Raw genomic sequence first — 22,144 nt, 5'->3', positions numbered from 1 at the left:
GCCGCCCGCGCGGCCGCGAGTACGTCGCGCAAGGCTAGCGCCCGGCCGGACCGGGCCGACAACGCGCCCGGACGAGAGCCGAAATGACAGTCGGTGCGGGAGCGATCCCCTGCATCACTCCCGCACCGACACGCCCCGAGTCGAGGCTCCGGGCCGTATCCCCCGCGGTCGGCCCGACGGGGCAAGTATCGGGGTGGCCTCCTCCTGCCACGTGGCTCGCGGGTGCCGTTGTCACTAAGATGCCAACCATGATCTCGGGCCGCGCTTCCACCGTCCTGACCGCTCTCGGTCTCGACCGTGACCAGGAACAGCTCTACTTCCGCCTCGCCCCCGTCTCCGGCCACACCGTCGAGGGTGTGGCCAACCTGCTCCAGACCGGACGCGAGGAGCTGGCGCAGGAGGCGTGCCCGCTGGTCGAGCTGGGCCTGGTCCGGATCGACGGTGAGCGCATCGTCGTCCCGCCGCTGGCCGAGGTGGTCGCCCGGCTGGTGCAGCGCGAGTCGCGGGTCGCCGCGACCGCGGCCGGCCGGCTGGATGCGCTGGCACTGGCGGTTCCCCACCTGGTCGCGGCGGCGAGTCGGCCCGACGACGAGGAGTACGAGGAGGTGCACCCCCTCGACGGCGAGCTCAGCTCGGGCGGCAACCCGTTGCAGCTGATCGGCGAGATGCTCCGCACCACCCAGGGGGAGATGCTGTGGCTGCGCCCCGACGCGTGGGCGATGGAGCGGGAGGCCCTGGTCACCAAGATGCTCGGCGAGATCCTCGCCACCGGGCGTACGTCGCGGGCGATCTACCCCGTTCGCGCGGCAACGGAGGCCCCCGACGCCCTGCTCGCGCGCGCCCGGCTCGGCGAGCAGATCCGGGTCATCTCCGACCTGCCGACCCGGATGTTCATCCTCGGCGACGCCCACGCCGTGCTGCCGGAGCCGATCGGCTACACCGACTCGCCCCGCGTCCACGTGCGCCAGCGGGCGGTGGTCGCGGCGTTGCGGTTCTGGTTCGAGGCGCTGTGGGAGCGCGCCACCCCGATGCCGGAGTTCGACCTGGGCGAGGCCCGACCGGACCTGCGCCGGTTCCTGCTCGAGCAGCTGGTCGCCGGCGCCACCGACGCCGCGGTGGCCCGGACCCTCGGGGTCAGCCTGCGGACGGTCCGGCGTCGGATCGCGTCGATGATGGAGGAGCTCGGCGTCGACTCCCGGTTCCAGCTCGGCGTCGAGGCCGCCCGCCGCGGCTGGATCTGAGCCGCGGGCGCGACCCCCGCTGGGGTCAGGGCAGCACCATCGAGTACGCCGCCGGCTCCACCCGCCAGGAGCGTCGCCGCTCCGGTCCGGAGATCTCCCCGTCGGCCGCACACCAGAAGTCCTCACCGGACACGGTGACCTCCCGGGCCCGGAGGTACTCGACGTCGTCCCGCTCGTGGTGGCGGGAGCGGGCCATCTGCGCGACGTACCCGAGCTTGGCCAGCGGCCCCACCGAGCGGGAGATCATCACGTCGACCAGCCCGTCCTCCGCGTCGGCCTCCGGCGTCAGCTCGGTGCCGCCGCCGACGCTGGTGCCGTTGCCGACCGCGACCATCAGCACGGGCTCGTCGACGTCGCACACGACGCGGCCGTCGACCTCGACCCGGAGCCGGACCTGGGGCGGCTTGACGGCGGCCAGCAGCGCCCCGATCGGGTAACCCAGCCGCCCGAGGTTGACCTTCTTGTAGCCGACCTGGCCCAGCCGCTGCTTCCACCGGTCACCCCGGCGGCTGGCCTGGGCGCCGGCGCCCACGTGCACGTTGTTGACCACGACGCCGCCGCGCTCGTCGACCAGCATGTCCACCGGTCGCACGTCGCCGGTGACCAGCAGCGCGGCCGCCTCCTCCGGGTCGAGGGGGACGTCCATCGCGCGGGCGAAGTCGTTGCCGGTGCCGAGCGGGATCAATCCGAGGACGGCGGAGGCGAGGTCGCGGCGCCGGTGGAGGGCGGCCACGACGGCGTGGAGGCTCCCGTCGCCGCCCGCGACCACGATCCGGCGGCCGCCGGCGCGGTGGAGCACGCTGTCGAGCTCGCCCGGGTTCGAGGTCGCCACGACCTCGACCGAGGTGTGCTCCGAGAGCAGGTCGACGGCGCACTTCAGCGACGCCTCGTCGGCGGTCCCGGCGCCCTCGTTGGTGATCACCAGGCAGGACTCCACGCGGTGAGCCTAGCCCGGGGCGACGCAGGAGCTCCCGGGGTGGCGAGGCGGGTCGAGCAGGCCCGCGACGGGGCCGACGAGGTCGCGGCGACGCGTCGGGGCCCGGAACACTAGTCTTTGCGTGTTCACCGACCCCGATGTGAAAGGTGGCCCGATGCCGGCCATCATCATCCTGGGCGCCCAGTGGGGCGACGAGGGCAAGGGCAAGGCGACCGACCTGCTCGCGACGAACGAGACGATCGACTACGTCGTCCGCACCAGCGGCGGCCACAACGCCGGCCACACGATCGTCGTCAACGGCGAGAAGTACGCGACCCACCTGCTGCCCTCCGGGATCCTCACGCCGGGGGCCACCTCGGTGATCGGCAACGGCGTGGTGGTGTCGCCCGAGGCGCTCTTCCGCGAGATCGACGGTCTGGGAGCCCGCGGTGTCGACGGTGTCGAGGACCGGCTCGTCGTCTCGGCGAGCGCCCACGTCATCGCGCCCTTCCACGTCACGGTCGACAAGGTGACCGAGCGGTTCCTCGGCAAGAACCGGATCGGCACGACGGGGCGCGGCATCGGGCCGGCGTACGCCGACAAGGTCAACCGGCTCGGCATCCGGGTGGCGGACCTCTTCGACGAGGGGATCCTGCGTGCCAAGGTCGAGGGGTCCCTCGACGTGAAGAACCAGCTGCTCGCCAAGGTCTACAACCGTCGTGCGGTCGAGGTCGACGCGGTCGTGGAGGAGCTGCTGTCTCACGCCGAGCGGCTCCGGCCGATGGTGCGTGACACCTCGCTGCTGCTCAACCAGGCGCTCGACGCCGGCGAGACGGTGCTCTTCGAGGGCGCGCAGGCCACGATGCTCGACGTCGACCACGGCACGTACCCGTTCGTGACGTCGTCCTCACCGGTCGCCGGCGGTGTGTGCACCGGCGCCGGCGTCGGCCCCACCCGCATCGACCGGGTGATCGGCGTCATCAAGGCCTACACCACCCGGGTCGGGTCCGGACCGTTCCCGACCGAGCTCTTCGACGCCGACGGCGAGAAGCTCTGGGAGGTCGGCGGCGAGGTCGGCGTCTCGACGGGGCGCGACCGCCGCTGTGGCTGGTACGACGCGGTCATCGCCCGCTACGCCAGCCGGGTCAACGGCCTGACCGACCTGTTCCTCACCAAGCTCGACGTGCTGTCCAGCTGGGAGCGCGTGCCGGTCTGCGTCGCCTACGACGTCGACGGCGTGCGTCACGACGAGATGCCGATGACCCAGACCGAGTTCCACCACGCCCAGCCGGTCTACGAGTTCCTCGACGGCTGGGGGGAGGACATCTCCGGGTGCCGCAGCTTCGCCGAGCTGCCCAAGAACGCCCAGCGCTACGTCACGGCGCTGGAGGAGATGTCGGGCACCCCCATCTGGGGTGTCGGGGTCGGCCCGGGCCGCGAGCAGACGCTGGTCGTCCACGACCGCTGACCCTTCGTAGACTGGCCGCCCGTGAGGACCCTCGTGATCGGTACCGGTGGCCGCGAGCACGCGCTCGCCCGTGCCCTCTCCCGCGATCCCGGCGTGGAGGAGGTCCATGCCGCCCCCGGCAACCCCGGCATGGCCACGGTGGCCACCTGCCACGACGTCGACCCGATGTCGGGCGACGGTGTGGCCGCGCTCGCCGAGAAGCTGGGTGCCGACCTCGTGGTCATCGGTCCGGAGGCGCCCCTCGTGGCGGGGGTCGCCGACGCGGTGCGGCAGCGCGGCATCGCCTGCTTCGGGCCGAGCCGCGAGGCGGCGGAGCTTGAGGGCTCCAAGGCGTTCGCCAAGCACGTGATGGCCGCCGCCGGGGTGCCGACCGCCGCGGCCCGGGTGTGCACCACCCGCGCGGAGGCCGAGCAGGCGCTGGCCGAGCTCGGCGCGCCGTACGTTGTCAAGGACGACGGCCTCGCCGCCGGGAAGGGCGTCGTGGTGACCGACGACCTCGAGACCGCGATCGCCCACGCGGTCGCGTGCGAGCGGGTCGTCATCGAGGAGTACCTCGACGGACCCGAGGTCTCGCTGTTCGCGATCACCGACGGGACGACGGTCCGTCCGCTGCAGCCGGCCCAGGACTTCAAGCGGATCCACGACGGCGACCAGGGCCCCAACACCGGCGGGATGGGCGCCTACACGCCGCTGACGTGGGCGCCGCCGGGGCTGGTCGAGGAGGTCACGCGCGACGTCCTGCAGCCGACCGTCGACGAGATGGCGCGCCGCGGCACCCCCTTTGCGGGGCTGCTCTACGCCGGCCTCGCACTCACCCGGCGCGGCGTGCGGGTGGTCGAGTTCAACGCACGCTTCGGCGACCCGGAGACCCAGGCGCTGCTGGCCCTCCTCGACTCACCGATCTCGCCGCTGCTCCACGGCGCCGCGACCGGCAGCCTGGCCGAGGTGCCGCCGCCGACCTGGCGGAGCGGCGCGGCGGTGGCGGTGGTCATGGCCAGCCGGGGCTACCCCGAGACCTCCTCCAACGGCGACGTCGTCACCGGCGTCGAGGCCGCCGAGTCCCTCGACGGCGTCCACGTCATCCACGCCGGCACGGCCCTGCGCGACGGCGACCTCGTCACTGCGGGCGGTCGGGTGCTGGCTGTCGTCGCGACCGGGGCCGACGTCGCGACCGCCCGTGAGACGGCGTACGCCGGGGTGGCCGCCCTAGACTTCGAGGGCGCCCAGCACCGCACCGACATCGCCCGCCGGCTGCCGAGCAGCCCGACGGTCCAGGAGCCGACGCCGTGACACCGACCGTCCCCAACGTGCTCGCCCACCGCTACGCCGGTGCCGACCTGGTCGCCATCTGGTCCCCGGAGCACAAGATCGTGCTCGAGCGGCGGCTCTGGGTCGCGGTGCTGCGAGCGCAACGCGACCTCGGCGTCGCGGTTCCCGACGGGGTCGTCGAGGCCTACGAGGCCGTGGTCGACAAGGTCGACCTCGACGGGATCGCGGCACGGGAGCGCGTCACCCGCCACGACGTGAAGGCGAGGATCGAGGAGTTCTCGGCGCTGGCCGGTCACGAGCACATCCACAAGGGCATGACCAGCCGCGACCTGACCGAGAACGTCGAGCAGCTGCAGGTGCGCCAGAGCCTCGAGCTGCTCCGCGACCGTGCCGTCGCGACGCTGGCCCGACTCGCGCGGCTCGCCGCCGAGCACGAGACCACGGTGATGGCCGGCCGCTCCCACAACGTGGCGGCCCAGGCGACCACGCTGGGCAAGCGGTTCGCGACCGTCGCCGACGAGCTGCTGGTCGCCGTCGCCCGCCTCGAGGAGCTGCTGGCCCGCTACCCGTTGCGTGGCATCAAGGGCCCGATGGGGACGGCGCAGGACATGCTCGACCTGCTCGATGGGGACGAGCAGCGGCTCGCCGACCTCGAGGACCGCGTGGCCCACCACCTCGGCTTCCGGCGCGTCCTCACCAGCGTCGGTCAGGTCTACCCCCGCAGCCTCGACTTCGACGTCCTCTCGGCCGTCGTGCAGCTGGTCGCAGCACCGTCCAACCTGGCGACGACGATCCGCCTGATGGCCGGCCACGAGCTCGTCACCGAGGGCTTCGCGGAGGGCCAGGTCGGCTCCTCGGCGATGCCCCACAAGATGAACACCCGCTCCTGCGAGCGGGTCAACGGCCTCGCCGTGATCACCCGTGGCTACCTCTCCATGGTGGGGGAGCTGGCCGGCGACCAGTGGAACGAGGGCGACGTGTCGTGCTCGGTCGTCCGCCGGGTCGCGCTGCCCGACGCGTTCTTCGCGGCCGACGGGCTCTTCCAGACCTTCCTGACGGTGCTCGACGAGTTCGGCGCGTTCCCCGCCGTCATCCAGCGCGAGCTCGACCGCTACCTGCCCTTCCTCGCCACGACCAAGGTCCTCATGGCCGCGGTGCGCAACGGGGTCGGCCGCGAGACCGGCCACGAGGCGATCAAGGAGGCGGCGGTCGGCACCGCCCTCGCGATGCGTGGCGGGCAGGCCGCCAACGACGTGCTCGACAAGCTCGCCGCCGACGACCGGCTCGGGCTGACCCGCGACCAGATCGACGCGCTCGTCGCGGACCCGATCACCTTTACGGGTGCCGCGGTCGCCCAGACCCAGACGGTCTGCCGGCAGGTGGCCGACCTGGTCTCGCGGCACCCCGACGCGGCGGCGTACTCACCCGGCGCCATCGTCTGACAGTCCCCGCGCCACGGCTCAGTCGCCCGCGCGCCAGGACCGGATGGAGGCCGCCAGCGCGACCGACAGCACCACGAGCGCCGCGGCCAGGGCGAGTCGCGCCGCCGTCGTGGCGGACGTGGTGGCGACGGCCGCGTGGTAGACGGTCATCAGCAGGGCCGCGCCGAGCGCCGACCCGATCCGCTGCCCGGTCTGCAGCGCCCCTCCCGCGGCCCCGCCCATGTCGGCCGGGACCTGCTGCAGCGTGAGGGTGAAGTTGGGCGAGATGACGCCGCCACCGCCCATGCCCGCCAGGAGCATCGCGGGGGCGAGCGTCCACCACAGGTCACCCGGGTCGCTGCCGACCGCGAGCAGCGCCAGCGCGGTGCCCGTCATCATCACGCTGAGGGCCACGAGCGTGACCGCGCGACCGATCCGCCCCACCAGCCGGCCGGCGACGAGCGAGGTCCCCGCCGCGCCGACGGCGAACGGGGTGAGCAGCAGTGCCGTCTGCAGCGGGCTCAGGCCGACTCCGTCCTGCAGGTGCACCGACAGCATGAGGAAGATGCCGGTGAACCCGGTGAAGTAAAGGGTGCCGACCAGCAGTCCGTTGGCGTAGCCGGGCAGCCCGGACAGCAGCGACACGTCCAGGAGCGGGGGACGCCGGTGCCGGACCGTGCGTCGCTCCCAGCGCACGAACAGCCACGCCAGCAGGGGGGCGGCCGCCACGAGGACGAGACTGCCGCCGGCGCCGCCCTCGAGGTTCACGAGCGGGTAGAGCACCGACAGCACGAGAGCTCCCAGCAGCAGCGCCCCGGTCAGGTCGATCCTGGGGTCGCGCTCGTCCGCACCCGGCGGTCGCTGGGGGACCAGCCGCCACACCAGAGCCAGGGCGACCAGACCGAGCGGCACGTTGAGGAGGAAGAGCCACCGCCAGCCGTTTTCGGTGCCGACGAGCCCGATGATCGCGCCGCCGATGAGCGGCCCGGTGGCCGCGGCGACCGAGACCGTGAACCCGAAGAAGCCGAAAGCCCGTCCGCGCTCCTCCCGCTGGAAGAGCTGTTGGATCAGGCCGGAGCTCTGCGGCGTCAGCAGCCCGGCGAAGGCGCCCTGCACCAGGCGCGCCACGACGACGGTTCCGGCGGTGGGGGCGAAGCCCGCCACCGCGCTCGCCGCGATGAAGCCCACCAGCCCGATGACCATCATCCGGCGCCGGCCGAGGGCGTCGCCGAGCCTCCCGCCCGCGACCAGCGTCAGCCCGAAGGTCAGGGCATAGCCCGAGACCACCCACTGGATGGTCGCCGCCGACGTCTCGAGCCCGGCGCGCATCGAGGGCACCGCCACGTTGACGACGGTGACGTCGAGCAGCGACATGAACCCGACGAGCAGCGTCACCCCGAGGATCCGCCATCGCAGCGGATCGGGCTGGTGGGTCTCGGTGGCCCCCACCACCTCGCGCTGCGCCATGCGCCCCAGCCTGTCACTAGGGTGGGAGCGTGAGCGTGGACGTGCAGGTCGAGACCGTCATCGGTCGGCCCCGCGTCGACGTGGCGGCCTACGCGGGCGACCCCTCCCACGCGCCGGAGTGGTACGCCAACATCCGTGACGTGAGCTGGCAGACCGAGCCGCCGGTGGCGGTGGGGTCGCGGATGGACTTCGTCGCCCAGTTCCTGGGTCGCCGGCTGGCCTACACCTACGAGGTCGTCGACCTGGTCGACGGGGAGCGGCTGGTGATGCGCACGGCCGACGGACCGTTTCCCATGGAGACCACCTACACGTGGGAGCCCGCCGGCGACGACGCGACCCGGATGACGCTGCGCAACCGCGGCAACCCCTCGGGCTTCCAGGGGCTGGCGGCGCCGCTCCTGGAGAAGGCGATGCGGCGGGCGACGACCCGCGACCTGGCGCGGCTGAAGGCCTTGCTGGAGGGCTAGGGTCTCCGCGTGAGCCTCCAGCACGTGCACTCCGGCAAGGTCCGCGACCTCTACGCGTGGCCCGACGATCGGTTGCTGATGGTGGCCAGTGACCGGATCAGTGCCTTCGACCACGTGCTCGAGACCGAGATCCCCGACAAGGGCGAGATCCTCACCCGGATGTCGCTGTGGTGGTTCGAGCAGCTGGCCGAGCTCGTGCCCAACCACGTCGTCTCGACCGACGTCCCGGAGCAGTTCCGCGGTCGTGGCCTGATCTGCGAGCGCCTGCAGATGTTTCCGGTCGAGTGCGTGGCCCGCGGCTACCTCACCGGGTCGGGGCTGCTCGACTACCAGTCGACCGGAGAGGTGTGCGGCATCGCGCTGCCCCCGGGCCTGGTGGACGGGAGCCGGCTGCCGGAGCCGGTCTTCACCCCCGCGACCAAGGCCGAGCTGGGCGAGCACGACGAGAACGTGTCCTACGACGCGGTCGAGCGCACGGTGGGTGCCGACGCGGCCGCGGAGCTGCGGGCACTGACGCTGGCGGTCTACGAGCGGGCCGAGCAGGTGGCACGCGAGCGCGGCATCGTGCTGGCCGACACCAAGCTGGAGTTCGGGCGCCGGGACGACGGCACGACGGTGCTCGCCGACGAGGTCCTCACCCCCGACTCCTCGCGCTTCTGGCCGGCCGAGTCATGGGCACCGGGCCGGGCCCAGCCGTCCTACGACAAGCAGATCGTCCGCAACTGGCTGCTGTCGGAGGAGTCCAGGTGGGACCGTGCGTCCGGGGAGGCCCCGCCGCCGTTGCCCGCGGACGTGGTCGAGCGCACCCGCAGCCGCTATGTCGAGGCCTTCGAGCTGCTGACCGGGGAGCGGTTCTGAGCGCCCACGAGGGATCGGTGTTCGCGGCGACCGTCGACGTCGCCCACCCGCCCGAGACGATGTTCCGCTACCTGGTCGACCCGCGGAACCGGCCCGAGTGGCAGTCGTCCCTGCTGTCGGTGAAGCTGCACGACCGTGGTGAGCCGCGGGTGGGCACGACGTGGCGCGACAACACCCTCGCCGGCGTCCGGCCGCAGATGGAGATCACCGTCCTCGAGCCGTTCCGCGTCTTCGAGGAGGTCGGCACCTGGCGCGGCATCCGGGCGCGGCTGGAGATGCGGTTCACCGCCCACGGCAAGGGCTGCCGCATCGACGTCACCGGTGAGGTCCAGGGCACCGGGATCTGGGCGGCTCCTGCTCGGGTCGCGGCTCGCCTCGCGCCTCGGGCGACACGTCACGACCTTCTCCGAGCCGGCGCCGTCCTGACCCGCCGGCCCCGCTGACACCCACGCCGTCCTGCGACGTGGGAGGTCCGGGGCGACCCCTGTCGTCCACCGTCGGGCTCACCTAGGTTGAGGTCATGCTGAACCTCGCATCCCTCCTCGAGACCTCCGCCGCGCAGCACGGCGACCGCGCGGCGGTCGTGCTGGGCGACACCCGGATGACCTACACGGAGGTCGACGGAGCAGCCAACCAGGTGGCCAACCTGCTCACGTCCCGCGGGATCGGGCCGGGGGACAAGGTCGCCCTGAGCTGCCCGAACCTGCCCTACTTCCCGATCGTCTACTACGGGATCCTCAAGGCCGGCGCGACGGTCGTCCCCCTCAACGTGCTGCTCCGGGGTCGGGAGGTGGCCTACCACCTGCAGGACTCGGGCGCGAAGGCCTACTTCTGCTTCGAGGGCACCGCCGAGCTGCCGATCGGCGAGGCGGGCCACGAGGGATTCGAGGCCACGGAGGGATGCGAGCACTTCTTCGTGATCACCGCCGACCCCACCGCCGCCTCCCCGATCGAGGGTGCGGAGACCCTCGGCGCCGGGATGAAGGACCAGCCGCCGACCTTCGACACCGTCGCCACCGACGCCGACGACACGGCCGTCATCCTCTACACCTCGGGCACGACCGGCCAGCCCAAGGGTGCGGAGCTGATGCACCGCAACATGCACTCCAACGCCCTCACCGGCGAGGCGCTCTTCGGTGCCGACGCGACCGAGCCGGACACCTACCTGTGCGTGCTGCCGCTGTTCCACTCCTTCGGCCAGACCGTCATCATGAACGGCGGGTTCGCCTACGGCGGCACGGTCGTGCTGCTGCCCCGCTTCGACGCGCTCGCTGCCCTCCGGACGATGGCCAAGGAGCGGGTCACCTTCTTCGCCGGCGTGCCGACGATGTACTGGGGACTGCTCGGCGCGCTCGACGATTCCGGCGTCGACGTGGACCAGCTGGCCGCCGACCTGCGGATCGCCGCCGCCGGCGGCTCGGCCCTCCCCGTGGAGGTCCACAAGGAGTTCCAGCGCCGCTTCGGCGTGACGATCCTGGAGGGCTACGGGCTCTCGGAGACCTCGCCGGTGGCCAGCTTCGCCCCCCGCGGGCAGGAGGTCCGGGTCGGCTCGATCGGCACCCCGATCCCCGACGTGGAGATGCGGCTGATCGACCCCGCCGACTGGTCCGAGGTCGACGACGACCCCGACGCCGTCGGGGAGATCGCCATCAAGGGCCCCAACATCATGAAGGGCTACCACGGGCGGCCGGACGCAACGGCCGAGGCGATCCGCGACGGCTGGTTCCGCTCCGGCGACCTCGCCCGACGGGACGCCGACGGCTTCTACTACATCGTCGACCGCTCGAAGGACATGATCATCCGCGGCGGCTACAACGTGTACCCGCGCGAGGTCGAGGAGGTGCTGATGACCCACCCGGCCGTGTCGCTGGCGGCGGTCATCGGCGTCCCCCACGAGAGCCATGGGGAAGAGATCAAGGCGGTCGTCATCCGGGAGAAGGACCACGACGACGTCACCGAGGACGACCTCGTGGCGTGGGCCAGGGAACAGATGGCGGGCTACAAGTACCCGCGCATCGTGGAGTTCGTCGACGAGCTCCCGATGACCGCGACCGGCAAGATCCTCAAGCGCGAGCTGTCCTGATGGGTCGGTCGCTCGCCCTCGTGACGGGCGTGCTGCTGATCCTCGTCGGCGGGCTGTGGACCTTTCAGGGGCTCGGCTACGTCGAGGGCAGCTTCATGACCGGGTCGGCGACGTGGGCCATCGTGGGTCCCGTCGTCGCGGGTCTGGGCGTGGCACTGGTCATCGTCGTGGTGCAGCGCCGTCACGGCTGACCCGACCGGACCCTTGACGCGCTCCCTCGCAGGGAGCACCGTGGTCCGGCGGCCGGGATCTCGCCCGGCCCGACGGGGGAAGTGGGTCGGTCATGCGCGTGCTCGTCGTGGGAGCCAACGGTGACGTGGGGAGCCGCACCTGTGCGGCCCTCCTGGACCGTGGCGTCGAGGTCCGGGGCTCGGTGCGGGAGCTCGCCCGCGGCGACGGCCAGGCCGAGCAGGGGGTGGAGCTCGTCGAGGCCGACCTCACCGGCTCCGAGGGCTGGATGCCGGCCCTGGTCGGTGTCGACGCCGTCGTCCTCACCGCCAACCCGGTCGTGCCGCGCCGGGGCGACGACCCGCGCGAGGTCGTCGCGGGGACGAGCCGCCTGATCGACGACATCCAGCTCGCCGGCGTACGCCGCGTGGTGCTCGCGTCGGTGCCGGTCGGTGGCGTCGACGACCGCGTGCCCTTCATCCGCTCCCGTCGCCGGCTCGAGCAGCGGCTGTTCGAGAGCGGTCTCGAGACCGCGATCCTGCGGTTCCCGCCCTTCATGGGTGCGTGGCTGGCCCTGGTCGGTTCCTCGATCCCCCTGCGTGGGGCGATGCACAACACCATCGGCCGGCCCTCGCCGTTCCTGCAGACCTTCCGCCGGGCGACCGGCACGCTCGTCGAGGACCGCGGCGTGATGCTGGTGCCGGGGTCGCCGTCGATGCGCAACGCCTTCATCGACGAGGCCGACGTCGCCCTCTCGCTGGCCCACGCCGCCACGGCCGACACTGCTCCCGACGCCCCGCTCGAGGTCGGCGGGCCCGAGGTGCTGACCTGGCGCGACGTCGCCGACACCTACGCCGAGCTGCTGGGCCGCCGGGTGCGGATCCTCTCGACCCCGGCTCCGGTCTACGCGGGTCTGGCGGCGCTGATGCGGCCGGCGGGTGTCGTGCCGGCGCACACGATGGGGCTCAACCGTTACCTCGCCTCGACGGAGGCCGCCTACGCACCGGGCGGCCCGGGCCTCGACCCGTCGTCGATGACGACCGTCCGCGACTACCTCCTCACCAAGCTCGCCATGTCGCCCGAGCTGCCCGAGGTCGTCTGACACCGACCTCGGCCCTCGACCGTGGTGGTGACGGGCACCCCATAGACTCCTGAGCGGTTCGCCGCCTACCGAGGAGAGTCCAGCCGTGGCCCGTGTCGTCGTCGACGTGATGCCCAAGCCCGAGATCCTCGACCCCCAGGGCAAGGCGGTGCTCGGGGCGCTGCCCCGGCTCGGGTTCACGGGGGTGACCGAGGTCCGCCAGGGCAAGCGGTTCGAGCTCGAGGTCGACGGCGAGGCCACCGACGAGATGCTCGCCGAGGTCCACCAGATGGCCGAGACGCTGCTGTCCAACCCGGTGATCGAGAACTTCACCGTCCACGTGGATCCCGCATGAGGGTCGGGGTCGTCACCTTTCCGGGGTCGCTCGACGACGTCGACGCCCAGCGCGCCGTCCGCCTGGGCGGCAACGAGGCGGTGCCGCTCTGGCACGGCGACCACGACCTGCGGGGCGTCGACGCCGTGGTGCTGCCCGGCGGCTTCTCCTACGGTGACTACCTGCGTTGCGGGGCGATCAGCCGCTTCGCGCCCGTGATGACCGAGGTCGTCGAGGCCGCCCGCCGCGGACTCCCCGTGCTCGGGATCTGCAACGGCTTCCAGATCCTCTGCGAGTCCCACCTGCTGCCCGGCGCGCTGATCCGCAACGACCACCGCAAGTTCGTCTGCCGCGACCAGCGGTTGCGCATCGAGAACGCCCGCACTCCCTGGACCGCCGCCTACGACGATGGCGCCGAGGTCACGATCGTCCTCAAGAACGGCGAGGGCGGCTACGTCGCCGACGAGGCGACCCTCGACCGGCTGGAGGGCGAGGGTCGGGTCGTGGCCCGCTACCTCGACGACAACCCCAACGGCTCGATGCGCGACATCGCCGGCATCTCCGACGAGCGCGGCACCGTGGTCGGTCTGATGCCGCACCCCGAGCACGCCGTCGAGGAGCTGACCGGCTGCGGGACCGACGGGCTCGGGTTCTTCAGCTCGCTCGCAGCCGCCGCCTTCGACCCGGCTTCCTGACGGCCAGGTGCTCGGCTTCCTCGACGCGTGAGGTCGGTCAGAGCTTGCCGCGGCGCAGCGCCCGCCAGTTCTTCGCGATGAGGATGCCGTTGGCGCGGTGGCCGACCGACTTCTGCCACGCGGTCACGGCCTGCGCCGTACGCCGGGTGTAGCGGCCGTTGATCGGAAGCCGCAGCCCCCGGTCGGCCGCGTGGAGCGCCCGCTGCAACCGGCGCACGTCGTCGCTGGCGGAGCCGAACTTGAGCACGGGGCTGCCGCCGGCGGCGAGCAGGCTCATCCAGTGCCGCCGGGTCCACCGGGAGGAGACGGCGAAGCCGTGGTCGGCCTGCCACTCGCCGACGGCAGCGACGGTCTTGCGGTTGTAGCGGCCCGTGAGCCGACCGTCGTAGACCCCCTGCTCGTCGAGCAGGCACTGCAGCGTCCGGACCTGCTCACGCTGGGTGGTGCCCTCGTCGAGCACGAGGTAGTCGCGGTGGTCGACGTCGACGCCGCCGCAGTGCTTCACCGGTGGGGTCCACGACCCCTTGCCGAGGTCGAGCCAGTTGCTGTCGATGTTGATGGTGACGCCGCCCCACGTCTCGTTGTGGCCACCGCGGTACTGCTTCATCCGGCCGCCGGGGCGCCAGCCGTCCTTGCGGATGTAGTCGGTGTGGGTGTTGGCCTGCCCGTCCCAGCGGGCGATCCAGATCCGGTCGGGGAGGTTGAACTTCCCGGGCCGGTCGACGCGGGCGTCGTCCAGCATCTTGATGCCGGAGCTGGCGCTGGAGTAGACGCCGGAGACGTAGCCGAGGTCGCGGATCCGCCAGGTCCAGCCGGAGAGGAACGCGAGCGCTGACTCGCGGCAGTGGCGCTTGCTGGCGTCGAAGCCCTCGAGGTCGTACCACAGCGTGCTGCCGGGCACGATCCCGAGCTTCTTGGCGGCCGTCACCGCCGAGCCCGCCTCACGGCGCCCCTGCTTGCGCGCCGCGGGGTAGTTGCCGCTCTTGCCCGGCTTGGGGTTGATCGTCGGGTCGTTGCCGTAGCGGGGGAAGTGGGGGCTGCAGGACGCCTGCGGGCCGAGCGTGATCGGCAGCAGCCGCCAGCCCTTCCGGAGCTGGGTGCTGACCCAGGTGGGTGTCAGGTTCGGCTGGTCGCGGCAGCCGCGGCTCGCTCCGGAGATGTAGATGCCGACGGCGAGGAACGGACTGTGCTTCAGCCAGGTGTTCATCGCCTTCTGTGTCGGCGCCACGCACTGGTCGAAGCCGTAGCCACGGATGTGGCCGGGGGTGACCACGTTGCCGGCGTGCGCCGGGGTGGGGGAGGTGAGGAGAGCGCCCGCGACCAGGAGGGCGGCGAGGCCGCTGTGCAGCGGACGGCGGAGGGGACGCCGGAGGGCGGTGGATCGCATGCGGTTGCTCCAGGAGCTCAGGGAAAGACATGCAACGTTAAACCCACGAGTCACAGCAGTCACAGCACTTCGCCCGAACTACACCTCTGTTCTTACTCCGGCCTCCCGGACCCTGCGACCGGCCGCCGACCACGGCCCGGACGCCAGCCGGGCCGTCGGTAGATTGGCGCCCGTGCTCGACACCGTGAAAGCAGCCGCGCAGGACGCCGACCGCGAGCAGCCGTGGGCCGAGCTCGGTCTCAAGGCCGACGAGTACGAGCGGATCCGCGAGATCCTCGGCCGTCGCCCAACCAGCAGCGAGCTGGCGATGTACTCGGTGATGTGGAGCGAGCACTGCTCCTACAAGTCCAGCAAGGTCCACCTCAAGCAGTTCGGCGAGCTCGCGCAGGAGACCCCGGTGGGCAAGATGCTCGCAGGCATCGGCGAGAACGCCGGCGTCATCGACATCGGGCAGGGCTGGGCGGTCACCTTCAAGGTCGAGAGCCACAACCACCCCTCCTACGTCGAGCCCTACCAGGGCGCGGCGACGGGCGTGGGCGGGATCGTCCGCGACATCCTCGCGATGGGGGCGCGGCCCGTGGCGGTCATGGACCCGCTCCGGTTCGGGCCGCTGGAGGCCGACGACACCCACCGGGTGCTGCCCGGGATCGTGGCGGGCGTCGGGGGCTACGGCAACTGCCTGGGTCTGCCCAACATCGGCGGTGAGGCCGTCTTCGACGAGACCTACCTCGGCAACCCTCTCGTCAACGCGCTCTGCGTCGGCGTGCTGCGCCACGAGGACCTCCACCTCGCCAAGGCCTCCGGGGTCGGCAACCGGGTCATCCTCTACGGCGCCCGGACCGGGGGCGACGGCATCGGCGGCGTCTCTGTGCTGGCCAGCGAGACCTTCGAGGACGGTGGGCCGGCCAAGCGCCCGAGCGTCCAGGTGGGCGACCCGTTCATGGAGAAGCTGCTCATCGAGTGCACCCTCGAGCTCTTCGCCGCCGGCCTGGTCACCGGCATCCAGGACCTCGGCGGCGCCGGCCTGTCCTGCGCCACCTCCGAGCTCGCCAGCGCGGGTGACGGGGGCATGCACGTCGACCTCGACCTGGTGCCGCTCCGCGACTCGACCCTCGCCCCCGAGGAGATCCTCATGAGCGAGTCGCAGGAGCGGATGATGGCCGTGGTCGCACCCGACGACGTCGAGGAGTTCCTCGCGATCTGCCGCAAGTGGGACGTCGAGGCCACCGACATCGGCGAGGTCACCGACACCGGGCGGCTCCACATCGACTGGCACGGCGAGCAGGTGGTCGACGTCCCGCCCCGCTCGGTGGCCCACGACGGCCCGACGTACCACCGGCCCTTCGCCCGGCCCGACGCGCAGGACGCGCTCCAGGCCGACGTGGCCGAGGCCCTGCCGCGACCGACCACCGGAGAGGAGCTGCGGGCGACGCTGCTGCAGCTGGCTGCCAGCCCCAACCTCTGTGACAAGTCGTGGATCACCGACCAGTACGACCGATACGTGCGCGGCAACACCGTCCTCGCCCAGCCCTCCGACAGCGGCATGGTCCGGGTCGACGACGAGACCGGTCTGGGGGTTGCGGTGTCGACCGACTGCAACGGCCGCTTCGCCCGCCTCGACCCGTACGCCGGCGCGCAGCTCGCGCTCGCGGAGAGCTATCGCAACGTGGCGACCGGGGGTGCCCGGCCGCTCGCGGTCTCCGACTGCCTCAACTTCGGCTCGCCCGAGGACCCCGGGGTGATGTGGCAGTTCGCGGAGGCCTGCCGCGGCCTCAAGGACGGCTGCGCCGAGCTCGGGGTCCCGGTCACCGGAGGCAACGTGAGCCTCTACAACCAGACCGGCGAGACGGCGATCCTGCCCACGCCGGTGGTGGCGGTCCTCGGCGTGATCGAGGACGTCCGGCGGCGCACGCCCACGGGCTTCACGGGCGCCGGCGAGCGGGTGCTGCTCCTCGGCGAGACCCGCGAGGAGCTGTCCGGGTCGGAGTGGGCCCACGTCGTGCACGGCCACCTCGGCGGCCGGCCGCCGCAGGTCGACCTGGCGGCCGAGCGCTCCCTGGCCGCGCTGCTGGTGGAGGCCGGCGGCGCCGGGCTGCTCACCTCGACCCACGACCTCTCCGACGGCGGTCTGGCCCAGGCGCTCACCGAGTCGGTGCTCCGCGCGGACGTCGGCGCCACGGTGTCGCTGCCGGGTGACCCGTTCATCGGGTTGTTCGCGGAGTCGACGGCACGGGCCCTGGTCACGGTGACCGACGAGCTGGCCGACCGCCTCGTGGCGCTGGCCGGCACCCACGGCGTCCCCGTGACGCCGATCGGCACCACCGGCGGCGACGCCCTGGTCGTCGAGGGGCACTTCGACGTACCCCTCGACGAGCTGCGGCAGGCCTGGAGCTCCACGCTTCCCGACGCGCTGGCGTGAGCGGCATCGCGTGCGGCGGCGGACCCTGCTCGGTCTGCCCGCGTTCGCCGCACTGGGGGCGTGCGGGGCTGCGGCGCCGATCGGCAGGGGCAGCCCGGACGTGAGCGGGACGACGACCCATCGCTACGGCACGCACCCGAGCCAGCTGGCGGAGCTGACGCTGCCCGCCGGGAAGCCGCGGGGAGTCGTGGTGGTGGTCCACGGCGGCTTCTGGAAGCAGGCCTACGACCTCTCGCTCGGGCGGCCGCTGGCCGCGAGCCTCGCCGCGGAGGGGTGGGCTGCCTGGAACTTGGAGTACCGCCGCGTCGGTGGTGGCGGCGGCACACCCGAGACCTTCGACGACGTGGCAGCGGGGATCGACCTGCTGGCCGAGGTCGGGGGCCTCGACACCTCGACCGTCATCACCCTGGGTCACTCGGCCGGCGGCCACCTCGCCACCTGGGCGGCGGCCCGTCCCGAGCCCGTCGTGCCCGTGACGGGCGTGGTCGCCCAGGCGGGGGTGCTCGACCTGGTCCTGGCCCACGAGCTCGGCCTCGGCAGCGGGGCGGTCGAGGCGTTCCTCGGCCACCCCCCGGGTCCCGCCGACCGGGCCCTCGACCCCTTCCGGCAGCTGCCGCTCGGCGTACCCGTCCGCTGCATCCACGGGCGGGCTGACGCCGACGTGCCGCTGGAGCTCTCGGAGCGCTACGTCGCCGCGGCGGCGGCCACCGGCGCCGACGCCGCCCTCACCCGGGTCGACGGTGACCACTACGTCCTCATCGACCCCGCCTCCGAGGCCTGGGCGCAGACGCTCGGGCTGCTCGCCGACCTGGGGTAGGCCCGACGACCCACGTCGCAGCCGCCACACCTGCGGCCAGTTCCTGGCCGCTATGCGACCTATCCTCGGGCCATGTCCACCAGCTCCCGGATGCTGCGGCTGCTGTCCCTGCTCCAGACCCACCGCTACTGGCCCGGGCCGGAGCTCGCCCAGCGGCTCGAGGTCAGTCCGCGCACCCTGCGGCGCGACGTCGACCGGCTGCGCGAGCTCGGCTACCAGGTGGACGCGGTCCGCGGTGTCCTGGGCGGCTACCAGCTGCGCGCCGGTGGTTTGCTCCCTCCGCTGCTGCTCGAGGACGACGAGGCGGTCGCCGTCGCTGTCGGCCTCCGTTCGGCCGCGGCCGGCAGCGTGGGCGGAGTGCAGGAGACCGCCGTGCAGGCCCTCGCCAAGGTGGTCGCCCTGATGCCGCCGCGGCTGCGGCGCCGGATGGACGCGCTCGCCTCGCAGACCGACGCCCCCGCCCCGTGGGCGGGCGGGCCGCAGGTGGACGCGGCGGTGCTCACGACCCTCGCCCAGGCCTGCCGCGACGACGAGCCGGTCGGCTTCAGCTACACCGCCCGCGACGCGGAGCCGACCGACCGACGCGTCGAGCCCCACCGGCTGGTCACCCTGGGACGGCGCTGGTACCTCGTCGCCTACGACCGCGACCGGCAGGACTGGCGCAGCTTCCGCGTCGACCGGATCACTGACCCGGAGCCGACCGGTCAGCGGTTCCGGCCGCGTCGGCTCCCGGCCGACGACGCGCTCGCGTTCGTGCAGGCCGGGATCCGCCGCATGCCCCAGCGGTACGCCGTCCGCGTCCGGGTGGCCGCGGACCCGGAGGCCGTCGCACGCGCCGCCCGGGGGTGGGGCGAGGTGACACCCTCGAGCGGTGGGGCCGTCCTGGAGATGAACGCCGACTCCCTGGCGTGGCCGGTGATGGTGCTGGCGGAGCTGGGCGCGCCCTTCGAGGTCGAGTCGCCCGAGGAGCTGCGGGAGCAGTGCGCACAGGTGGCCCGCTCCTTCGGCGCCGCCTCCTCCTGAGGCGGCGCTCGCCGAGGGGGGTCGTGGCGATCTGCGAGGGCCCGGGCTAGGTTGGCAGGGGAGTGGAAGGGGGCCACCGTGGCCGACTCGATTCTCAGCATCCTGCCACCGGTCGTGGCGATCGTCCTGGTGATCGCCACCCGCAAGGTCGTCCTGAGCCTGGGACTGGGCGTCCTCAGCGCCGCCTTCCTGGTCAGTGACTACCAACCCTGGGACACCCTCGTCCTCGTCTGGCGATCCTTCGCGGAGCTCTTCTGGGCCGACGGGGCCGTCAACACCGGCAAGGTCTACATCCTGCTCTTCACCCTGGCGCTCGGGGTGATCGCGGCCGTCGTCCTCATGAGTGGCGGTAGCGCCGCCTTCTCCGAGTGGGCCTCGCGGCGGGTCCGCTCGCGTCGCGGTGCCCAGGGTCTCGCCGGTGGCCTCGGTGTCGCCATCTTCATCGACGACTACTTCAACGCCCTCGCCGTCGGCCAGGTGGCCCGCCCGGTGACCGACCGGCTCAACGTGGCCCGCGCCAAGCTCGCCTACCTGATCGACTCGACCGCGGCGCCGGTCGCCGTGCTGGCGCCGTTCTCGAGCTGGGGCGCCTACATCATCGGGCTGATGAGCCCGCTCATCGCCGCAGCGGCCCTCGACCAGAGCGACCTCGAGGTGTTCGTCCTCTCGGCCGGCCACAACTACTACGCGATCGCGGCGCTGCTGACCGTCGGCATCGTGATCCTGCTCCAGCTCGACGTCGGGCCGATGCGGCGCGAGGAGCGCCGCGCCATTGCCGAGGGGGAGACCTTCGACAGCTCCGAGGACGTGCCCGGCGAGCTGGCGGAGGACCTCCCGGTCCACGAGCCCGGCCACAAGCGGGCCCTGGTGATCCCCTTCGCGGCCCTCGTCGTCGGCGTCGTGGGCGGCATGATCTGGACCGGCGGCACGGCCGCGGGTTCGTGGGGCGTCCTCGACGTGATGGCCAACGCCGACGTCACCGAGGCACTGATCTACGGCGCCGTCCTCGGGCTCGGCACCGCGCTCTACTACTACTTCCGCTACACCACGCCCAACGACGAGTTCGACCGCGGGGTCCTCGGCAAGGGTGTCGCCGGGGGCGCGCAGTCGATGCTGCCGGCCATCTACATCCTGCTGCTGGCCTGGATGCTCGGTGCACTGATCGAGTCGCTCGGGACCGGCGAGTACCTCGCCGGGCTGGTCGAGGACGCCGGCATCGCCGCTGCGTGGCTGGTGCCCGCGATGTTCGTGATCGCCGGCGCCATGGCCTTCTCCACCGGCACCTCGTGGGGCAGCTTCGGCATCCTGCTGCCGATCGCCGGGACGCTGATGGCCTCGGTCGGCGAGCCGGAGCTGCTGGTGCCCGCCTTCGGCGCCGTGCTCGCGGGCGCCGTCTTCGGTGACCACTGCTCGCCCATCTCCGACACCACGATCCTCTCCTCGACCGGGGCCAGCTGCAACGTGATCACCCACGTGACGACGCAGCTGCCCTATGCCCTCACCGGTGCCCTCGCGGCGCTCGTCGGCTACGTCGCCCTCGCGGCCACCGGCAGCTGGCTGCTCGGCTTCCTGCTGATGGTGGCCACGCTGGGTGGGCTGGCGGTCGTCGCCGGGATGGTCAACCAGTCGGTGCAGGACGAGGTCAGCGAGCCGGCGCCCACCACCGGCTCCTGAGGAGCCCCGCGGCCGTGGTCGAATGACCGCGTGCCCCGACGACTCCAGCCCGGTGACCCCGCCGCGGTGGCCGAGGCCGCCACGCGCCACGTGAGCGGATCGTCCTCCCCGGCTGACGTGCGGCTGCTGGTGAAGCACTACCTGGCCCTGCTCCAGCAGCGCGCGCCCGGCACCTCGGTGGAGGTGCGGGTGCCGCCCTACGCCGCCGCCCAGGTGGTCGAGGGCGTGCGGCACACCCGCGGCACGCCGCCGGCGGTCGTCGAGACCGACCCCGCGACCTGGGTCGAGCTGGCCACCGGCCGGCTCGCCTGGGGCGACGCGGTGGCAGCCGGCCGGGTCCGGGCCTCGGGCGAGCGCACGGACCTGTCGGCGTACCTGCCCCTGGGGGAACCGGCGTGATCGCGTCGGTGCCGTCCGCGGAGCTCCGCGACGCCGTCGGCGAGGTGCCCGGGGTCGAGGTGGTGGTCTGGGACGGCGAGGACGCCCCCGACCCGCGCACCGAGGTGATGGTCCCGCACTACCGCGACACCCCGGCGTTCCTGCGGCGTCTCGACGAGCTGCCCGCGCTGCGGGTGGTGCAGACACAACTGGCCGGGTTCGACGGCCAGGTGGAGCTGCTGCGGCCGGGCGTGACGCTGTGCAACGCCACGGGTGTCCACGACGACGCCACGGCCGAGCACGCGGTGGGGCTCGCGCTCGCCGTGCTCCGTCGGATCCCGGAGGCGGTCCGCCACCACGGGAGGTGGTCGTCGCTGCGCGAGGGGATGCGCTCCCTCACCGACTCGCGCGTCCTGGTGCTGGGCTACGGCTCGATCGGTCGGGCGCTGGCGCGTCGGCTGCTGGCGCACGGCGCCGAGGTGACCGCGGTCGCACGCTCCCGCCGCGACGACGACCTGGTCGGCACGGTCCACGGGGTGGAGGACCTGCCCGGGCTGCTGGGTGACCAGCACGTCGTCGTCGTGCTGCTGCCCCTCGACGACGCGACCCGTGCTTTCGTCGGCGCCGACCTGCTGGCCCGGTTGCCGGACCGCGCGGTGGTGGTCAACGTGGCCCGGGGTGGTGTCCTCGACGTCGGCGCCGTCCTCGCCGAGGCCGGCCGGCTGCAGTTCGCCCTCGACGTCACCGACCCCGAACCGCTCCCCGACGACCACCCGCTGTGGCGGGCCCCCGACGTGCTGATCACGCCCCACGTGGCCGGCGGCACCACCGCGATGCTGCCCCGGATCGCCGCCCTGGTGCGCGACCAGCTCCAGCGGTACGCCGCGGGGGAGCCGCTGCGCAACGTGGTCCACGACGGGGCCCGGTGAGGGCTCGCCCGGTGGCTCCGCGCGCAGAGCCGGACCCTAGGGTGAGGGC

At 72.8% G+C, this 22,144-nt stretch carries 21 protein-coding genes; 18 read left to right on the top strand and 3 right to left on the bottom strand.

Features of this window, described 5'->3' with window-relative positions; all coding sequences use genetic code 11:
• Positions 1–248 precede the first annotated feature (248 nt).
• Entirely contained in the window at positions 249–1,241 is a 993-nt protein-coding gene (locus K6T13_RS15660; protein WP_222895458.1) for a helix-turn-helix transcriptional regulator, read from the top strand.
• A 25-nt stretch (positions 1,242–1,266) separates the two neighbouring features.
• Here the strand turns inward: K6T13_RS15660 and K6T13_RS15655 are convergent, their stop codons facing one another.
• The gene (locus tag K6T13_RS15655; protein ID WP_249423821.1) at positions 1,267–2,178 is read right to left on the bottom strand and encodes a diacylglycerol/lipid kinase family protein; all 912 of its coding nucleotides are present in this window, start codon (positions 2,176–2,178) and stop codon (positions 1,267–1,269) included.
• A gap of 154 nt (positions 2,179–2,332) precedes the next feature.
• Here K6T13_RS15655 and K6T13_RS15650 point away from each other — a divergent pair, with 154 nt between their 5' ends.
• Genes K6T13_RS15650 through purB form a run of 3 tightly spaced genes read left to right on the top strand, consistent with a single transcriptional unit; the run spans position 2,333 to position 6,336 of the window.
• Positions 2,333–3,625 (top strand): adenylosuccinate synthase, encoded by a 1,293-nt coding sequence (locus K6T13_RS15650; protein ID WP_222895457.1) that lies wholly within the window; start codon positions 2,333–2,335, stop codon positions 3,623–3,625.
• Between the two features lie 21 nt (positions 3,626–3,646).
• Complete coding sequence (purD, locus tag K6T13_RS15645) at positions 3,647–4,915, top strand: phosphoribosylamine--glycine ligase (RefSeq protein WP_222895456.1); 1,269 nt, start codon at positions 3,647–3,649, stop codon at positions 4,913–4,915.
• On the top strand, positions 4,912–6,336 hold the full coding sequence (gene purB / locus K6T13_RS15640; RefSeq protein ID WP_222895455.1) for an adenylosuccinate lyase: 1,425 nt from the start codon (positions 4,912–4,914) through the stop codon (positions 6,334–6,336). The genes purD and purB overlap by 4 nt, the downstream gene beginning before the upstream one ends.
• A gap of 18 nt (positions 6,337–6,354) precedes the next feature.
• Here purB and K6T13_RS15635 read toward each other — a convergent pair whose 3' ends face one another.
• The gene (locus K6T13_RS15635) at positions 6,355–7,782 is read right to left on the bottom strand and encodes an MFS transporter (protein ID WP_222895454.1); all 1,428 of its coding nucleotides are present in this window, start codon (positions 7,780–7,782) and stop codon (positions 6,355–6,357) included.
• A gap of 29 nt (positions 7,783–7,811) precedes the next feature.
• On the opposite strand from K6T13_RS15635, the gene K6T13_RS15630 reads away from it, so the two are divergent.
• The 8 genes from K6T13_RS15630 (at position 7,812) to purQ (ending at position 13,468) form a co-directional block, all read left to right on the top strand.
• Positions 7,812–8,249 carry an SRPBCC family protein gene (locus tag K6T13_RS15630; protein ID WP_222895453.1) on the top strand — a complete coding sequence of 146 codons (438 nt, stop codon included), beginning with the start codon at positions 7,812–7,814 and terminating at the stop codon, positions 8,247–8,249.
• 9 nt (positions 8,250–8,258) lie between these two features.
• The gene (locus K6T13_RS15625; RefSeq protein WP_222895452.1) at positions 8,259–9,107 is read left to right on the top strand and encodes a phosphoribosylaminoimidazolesuccinocarboxamide synthase; all 849 of its coding nucleotides are present in this window, start codon (positions 8,259–8,261) and stop codon (positions 9,105–9,107) included.
• A 17-nt stretch (positions 9,108–9,124) separates the two neighbouring features.
• Complete coding sequence (locus K6T13_RS15620; protein ID WP_222895451.1) at positions 9,125–9,550, top strand: SRPBCC family protein; 426 nt, start codon at positions 9,125–9,127, stop codon at positions 9,548–9,550.
• 77 nt (positions 9,551–9,627) lie between these two features.
• Positions 9,628–11,190 (top strand): long-chain-fatty-acid--CoA ligase, encoded by a 1,563-nt coding sequence (locus K6T13_RS15615; RefSeq protein ID WP_222895450.1) that lies wholly within the window; start codon positions 9,628–9,630, stop codon positions 11,188–11,190.
• Positions 11,190–11,381 carry a hypothetical protein gene (locus tag K6T13_RS15610; RefSeq protein WP_222895449.1) on the top strand — a complete coding sequence of 64 codons (192 nt, stop codon included), beginning with the start codon at positions 11,190–11,192 and terminating at the stop codon, positions 11,379–11,381. Before K6T13_RS15615 ends, K6T13_RS15610 begins: the two co-directional genes overlap by 1 nt.
• 92 nt (positions 11,382–11,473) lie before the next feature.
• Positions 11,474–12,460, top strand: coding sequence for an SDR family oxidoreductase (locus tag K6T13_RS15605; RefSeq protein WP_222895448.1), 987 nt, complete (start codon positions 11,474–11,476; stop codon positions 12,458–12,460).
• Positions 12,461–12,545: 85 nt separating this feature from the next.
• Positions 12,546–12,794: a phosphoribosylformylglycinamidine synthase subunit PurS gene (purS, locus tag K6T13_RS15600; protein WP_222895447.1), complete on the top strand. Its 249-nt coding sequence runs from the start codon at positions 12,546–12,548 to the stop codon at positions 12,792–12,794.
• Complete coding sequence (gene purQ, locus K6T13_RS15595; protein ID WP_222895446.1) at positions 12,791–13,468, top strand: phosphoribosylformylglycinamidine synthase subunit PurQ; 678 nt, start codon at positions 12,791–12,793, stop codon at positions 13,466–13,468. Before purS ends, purQ begins: the two co-directional genes overlap by 4 nt.
• A 37-nt stretch (positions 13,469–13,505) precedes the next feature.
• On the opposite strand, the gene K6T13_RS15590 is transcribed toward purQ, so the two are convergent.
• A complete protein-coding gene (locus K6T13_RS15590) occupies positions 13,506–14,855 on the bottom strand; it encodes a glycoside hydrolase domain-containing protein (protein WP_222895445.1) in 1,350 nt (449 codons plus the stop codon).
• A gap of 172 nt (positions 14,856–15,027) precedes the next feature.
• On the opposite strand from K6T13_RS15590, the gene purL reads away from it, so the two are divergent.
• The 6 genes from purL to K6T13_RS15560 all read left to right on the top strand — a co-directional run bounded on the left by purL (position 15,028) and on the right by K6T13_RS15560 (position 22,095).
• Positions 15,028–17,274 (top strand): phosphoribosylformylglycinamidine synthase subunit PurL, encoded by a 2,247-nt coding sequence (gene purL / locus K6T13_RS15585; protein ID WP_222895444.1) that lies wholly within the window; start codon positions 15,028–15,030, stop codon positions 17,272–17,274.
• Between the two features lie 10 nt (positions 17,275–17,284).
• Positions 17,285–18,091 (top strand): alpha/beta hydrolase family protein, encoded by an 807-nt coding sequence (locus K6T13_RS15580; protein WP_222895443.1) that lies wholly within the window; start codon positions 17,285–17,287, stop codon positions 18,089–18,091.
• 72 nt (positions 18,092–18,163) lie between these two features.
• Positions 18,164–19,114 carry a helix-turn-helix transcriptional regulator gene (locus tag K6T13_RS15575; protein ID WP_222895442.1) on the top strand — a complete coding sequence of 317 codons (951 nt, stop codon included), beginning with the start codon at positions 18,164–18,166 and terminating at the stop codon, positions 19,112–19,114.
• Between the two features lie 78 nt (positions 19,115–19,192).
• The gene (locus tag K6T13_RS15570; RefSeq protein ID WP_222895441.1) at positions 19,193–20,788 is read left to right on the top strand and encodes a Na+/H+ antiporter NhaC family protein; all 1,596 of its coding nucleotides are present in this window, start codon (positions 19,193–19,195) and stop codon (positions 20,786–20,788) included.
• A 30-nt stretch (positions 20,789–20,818) separates the two neighbouring features.
• Positions 20,819–21,187 (top strand): sterol carrier family protein, encoded by a 369-nt coding sequence (locus K6T13_RS15565; protein WP_222895440.1) that lies wholly within the window; start codon positions 20,819–20,821, stop codon positions 21,185–21,187.
• Positions 21,184–22,095 (top strand): NAD(P)-dependent oxidoreductase, encoded by a 912-nt coding sequence (locus K6T13_RS15560; RefSeq protein WP_222895439.1) that lies wholly within the window; start codon positions 21,184–21,186, stop codon positions 22,093–22,095. The genes K6T13_RS15565 and K6T13_RS15560 overlap by 4 nt, the downstream gene beginning before the upstream one ends.
• The last annotated feature ends 49 nt before the right edge of the window (positions 22,096–22,144 follow it).

Source organism: Nocardioides coralli (assembly GCF_019880385.1).
Lineage (GTDB): Bacteria > Actinomycetota > Actinomycetes > Propionibacteriales > Nocardioidaceae > Nocardioides > Nocardioides coralli.
This window is presented reverse-complemented; position numbering and strand designations above follow the sequence as displayed.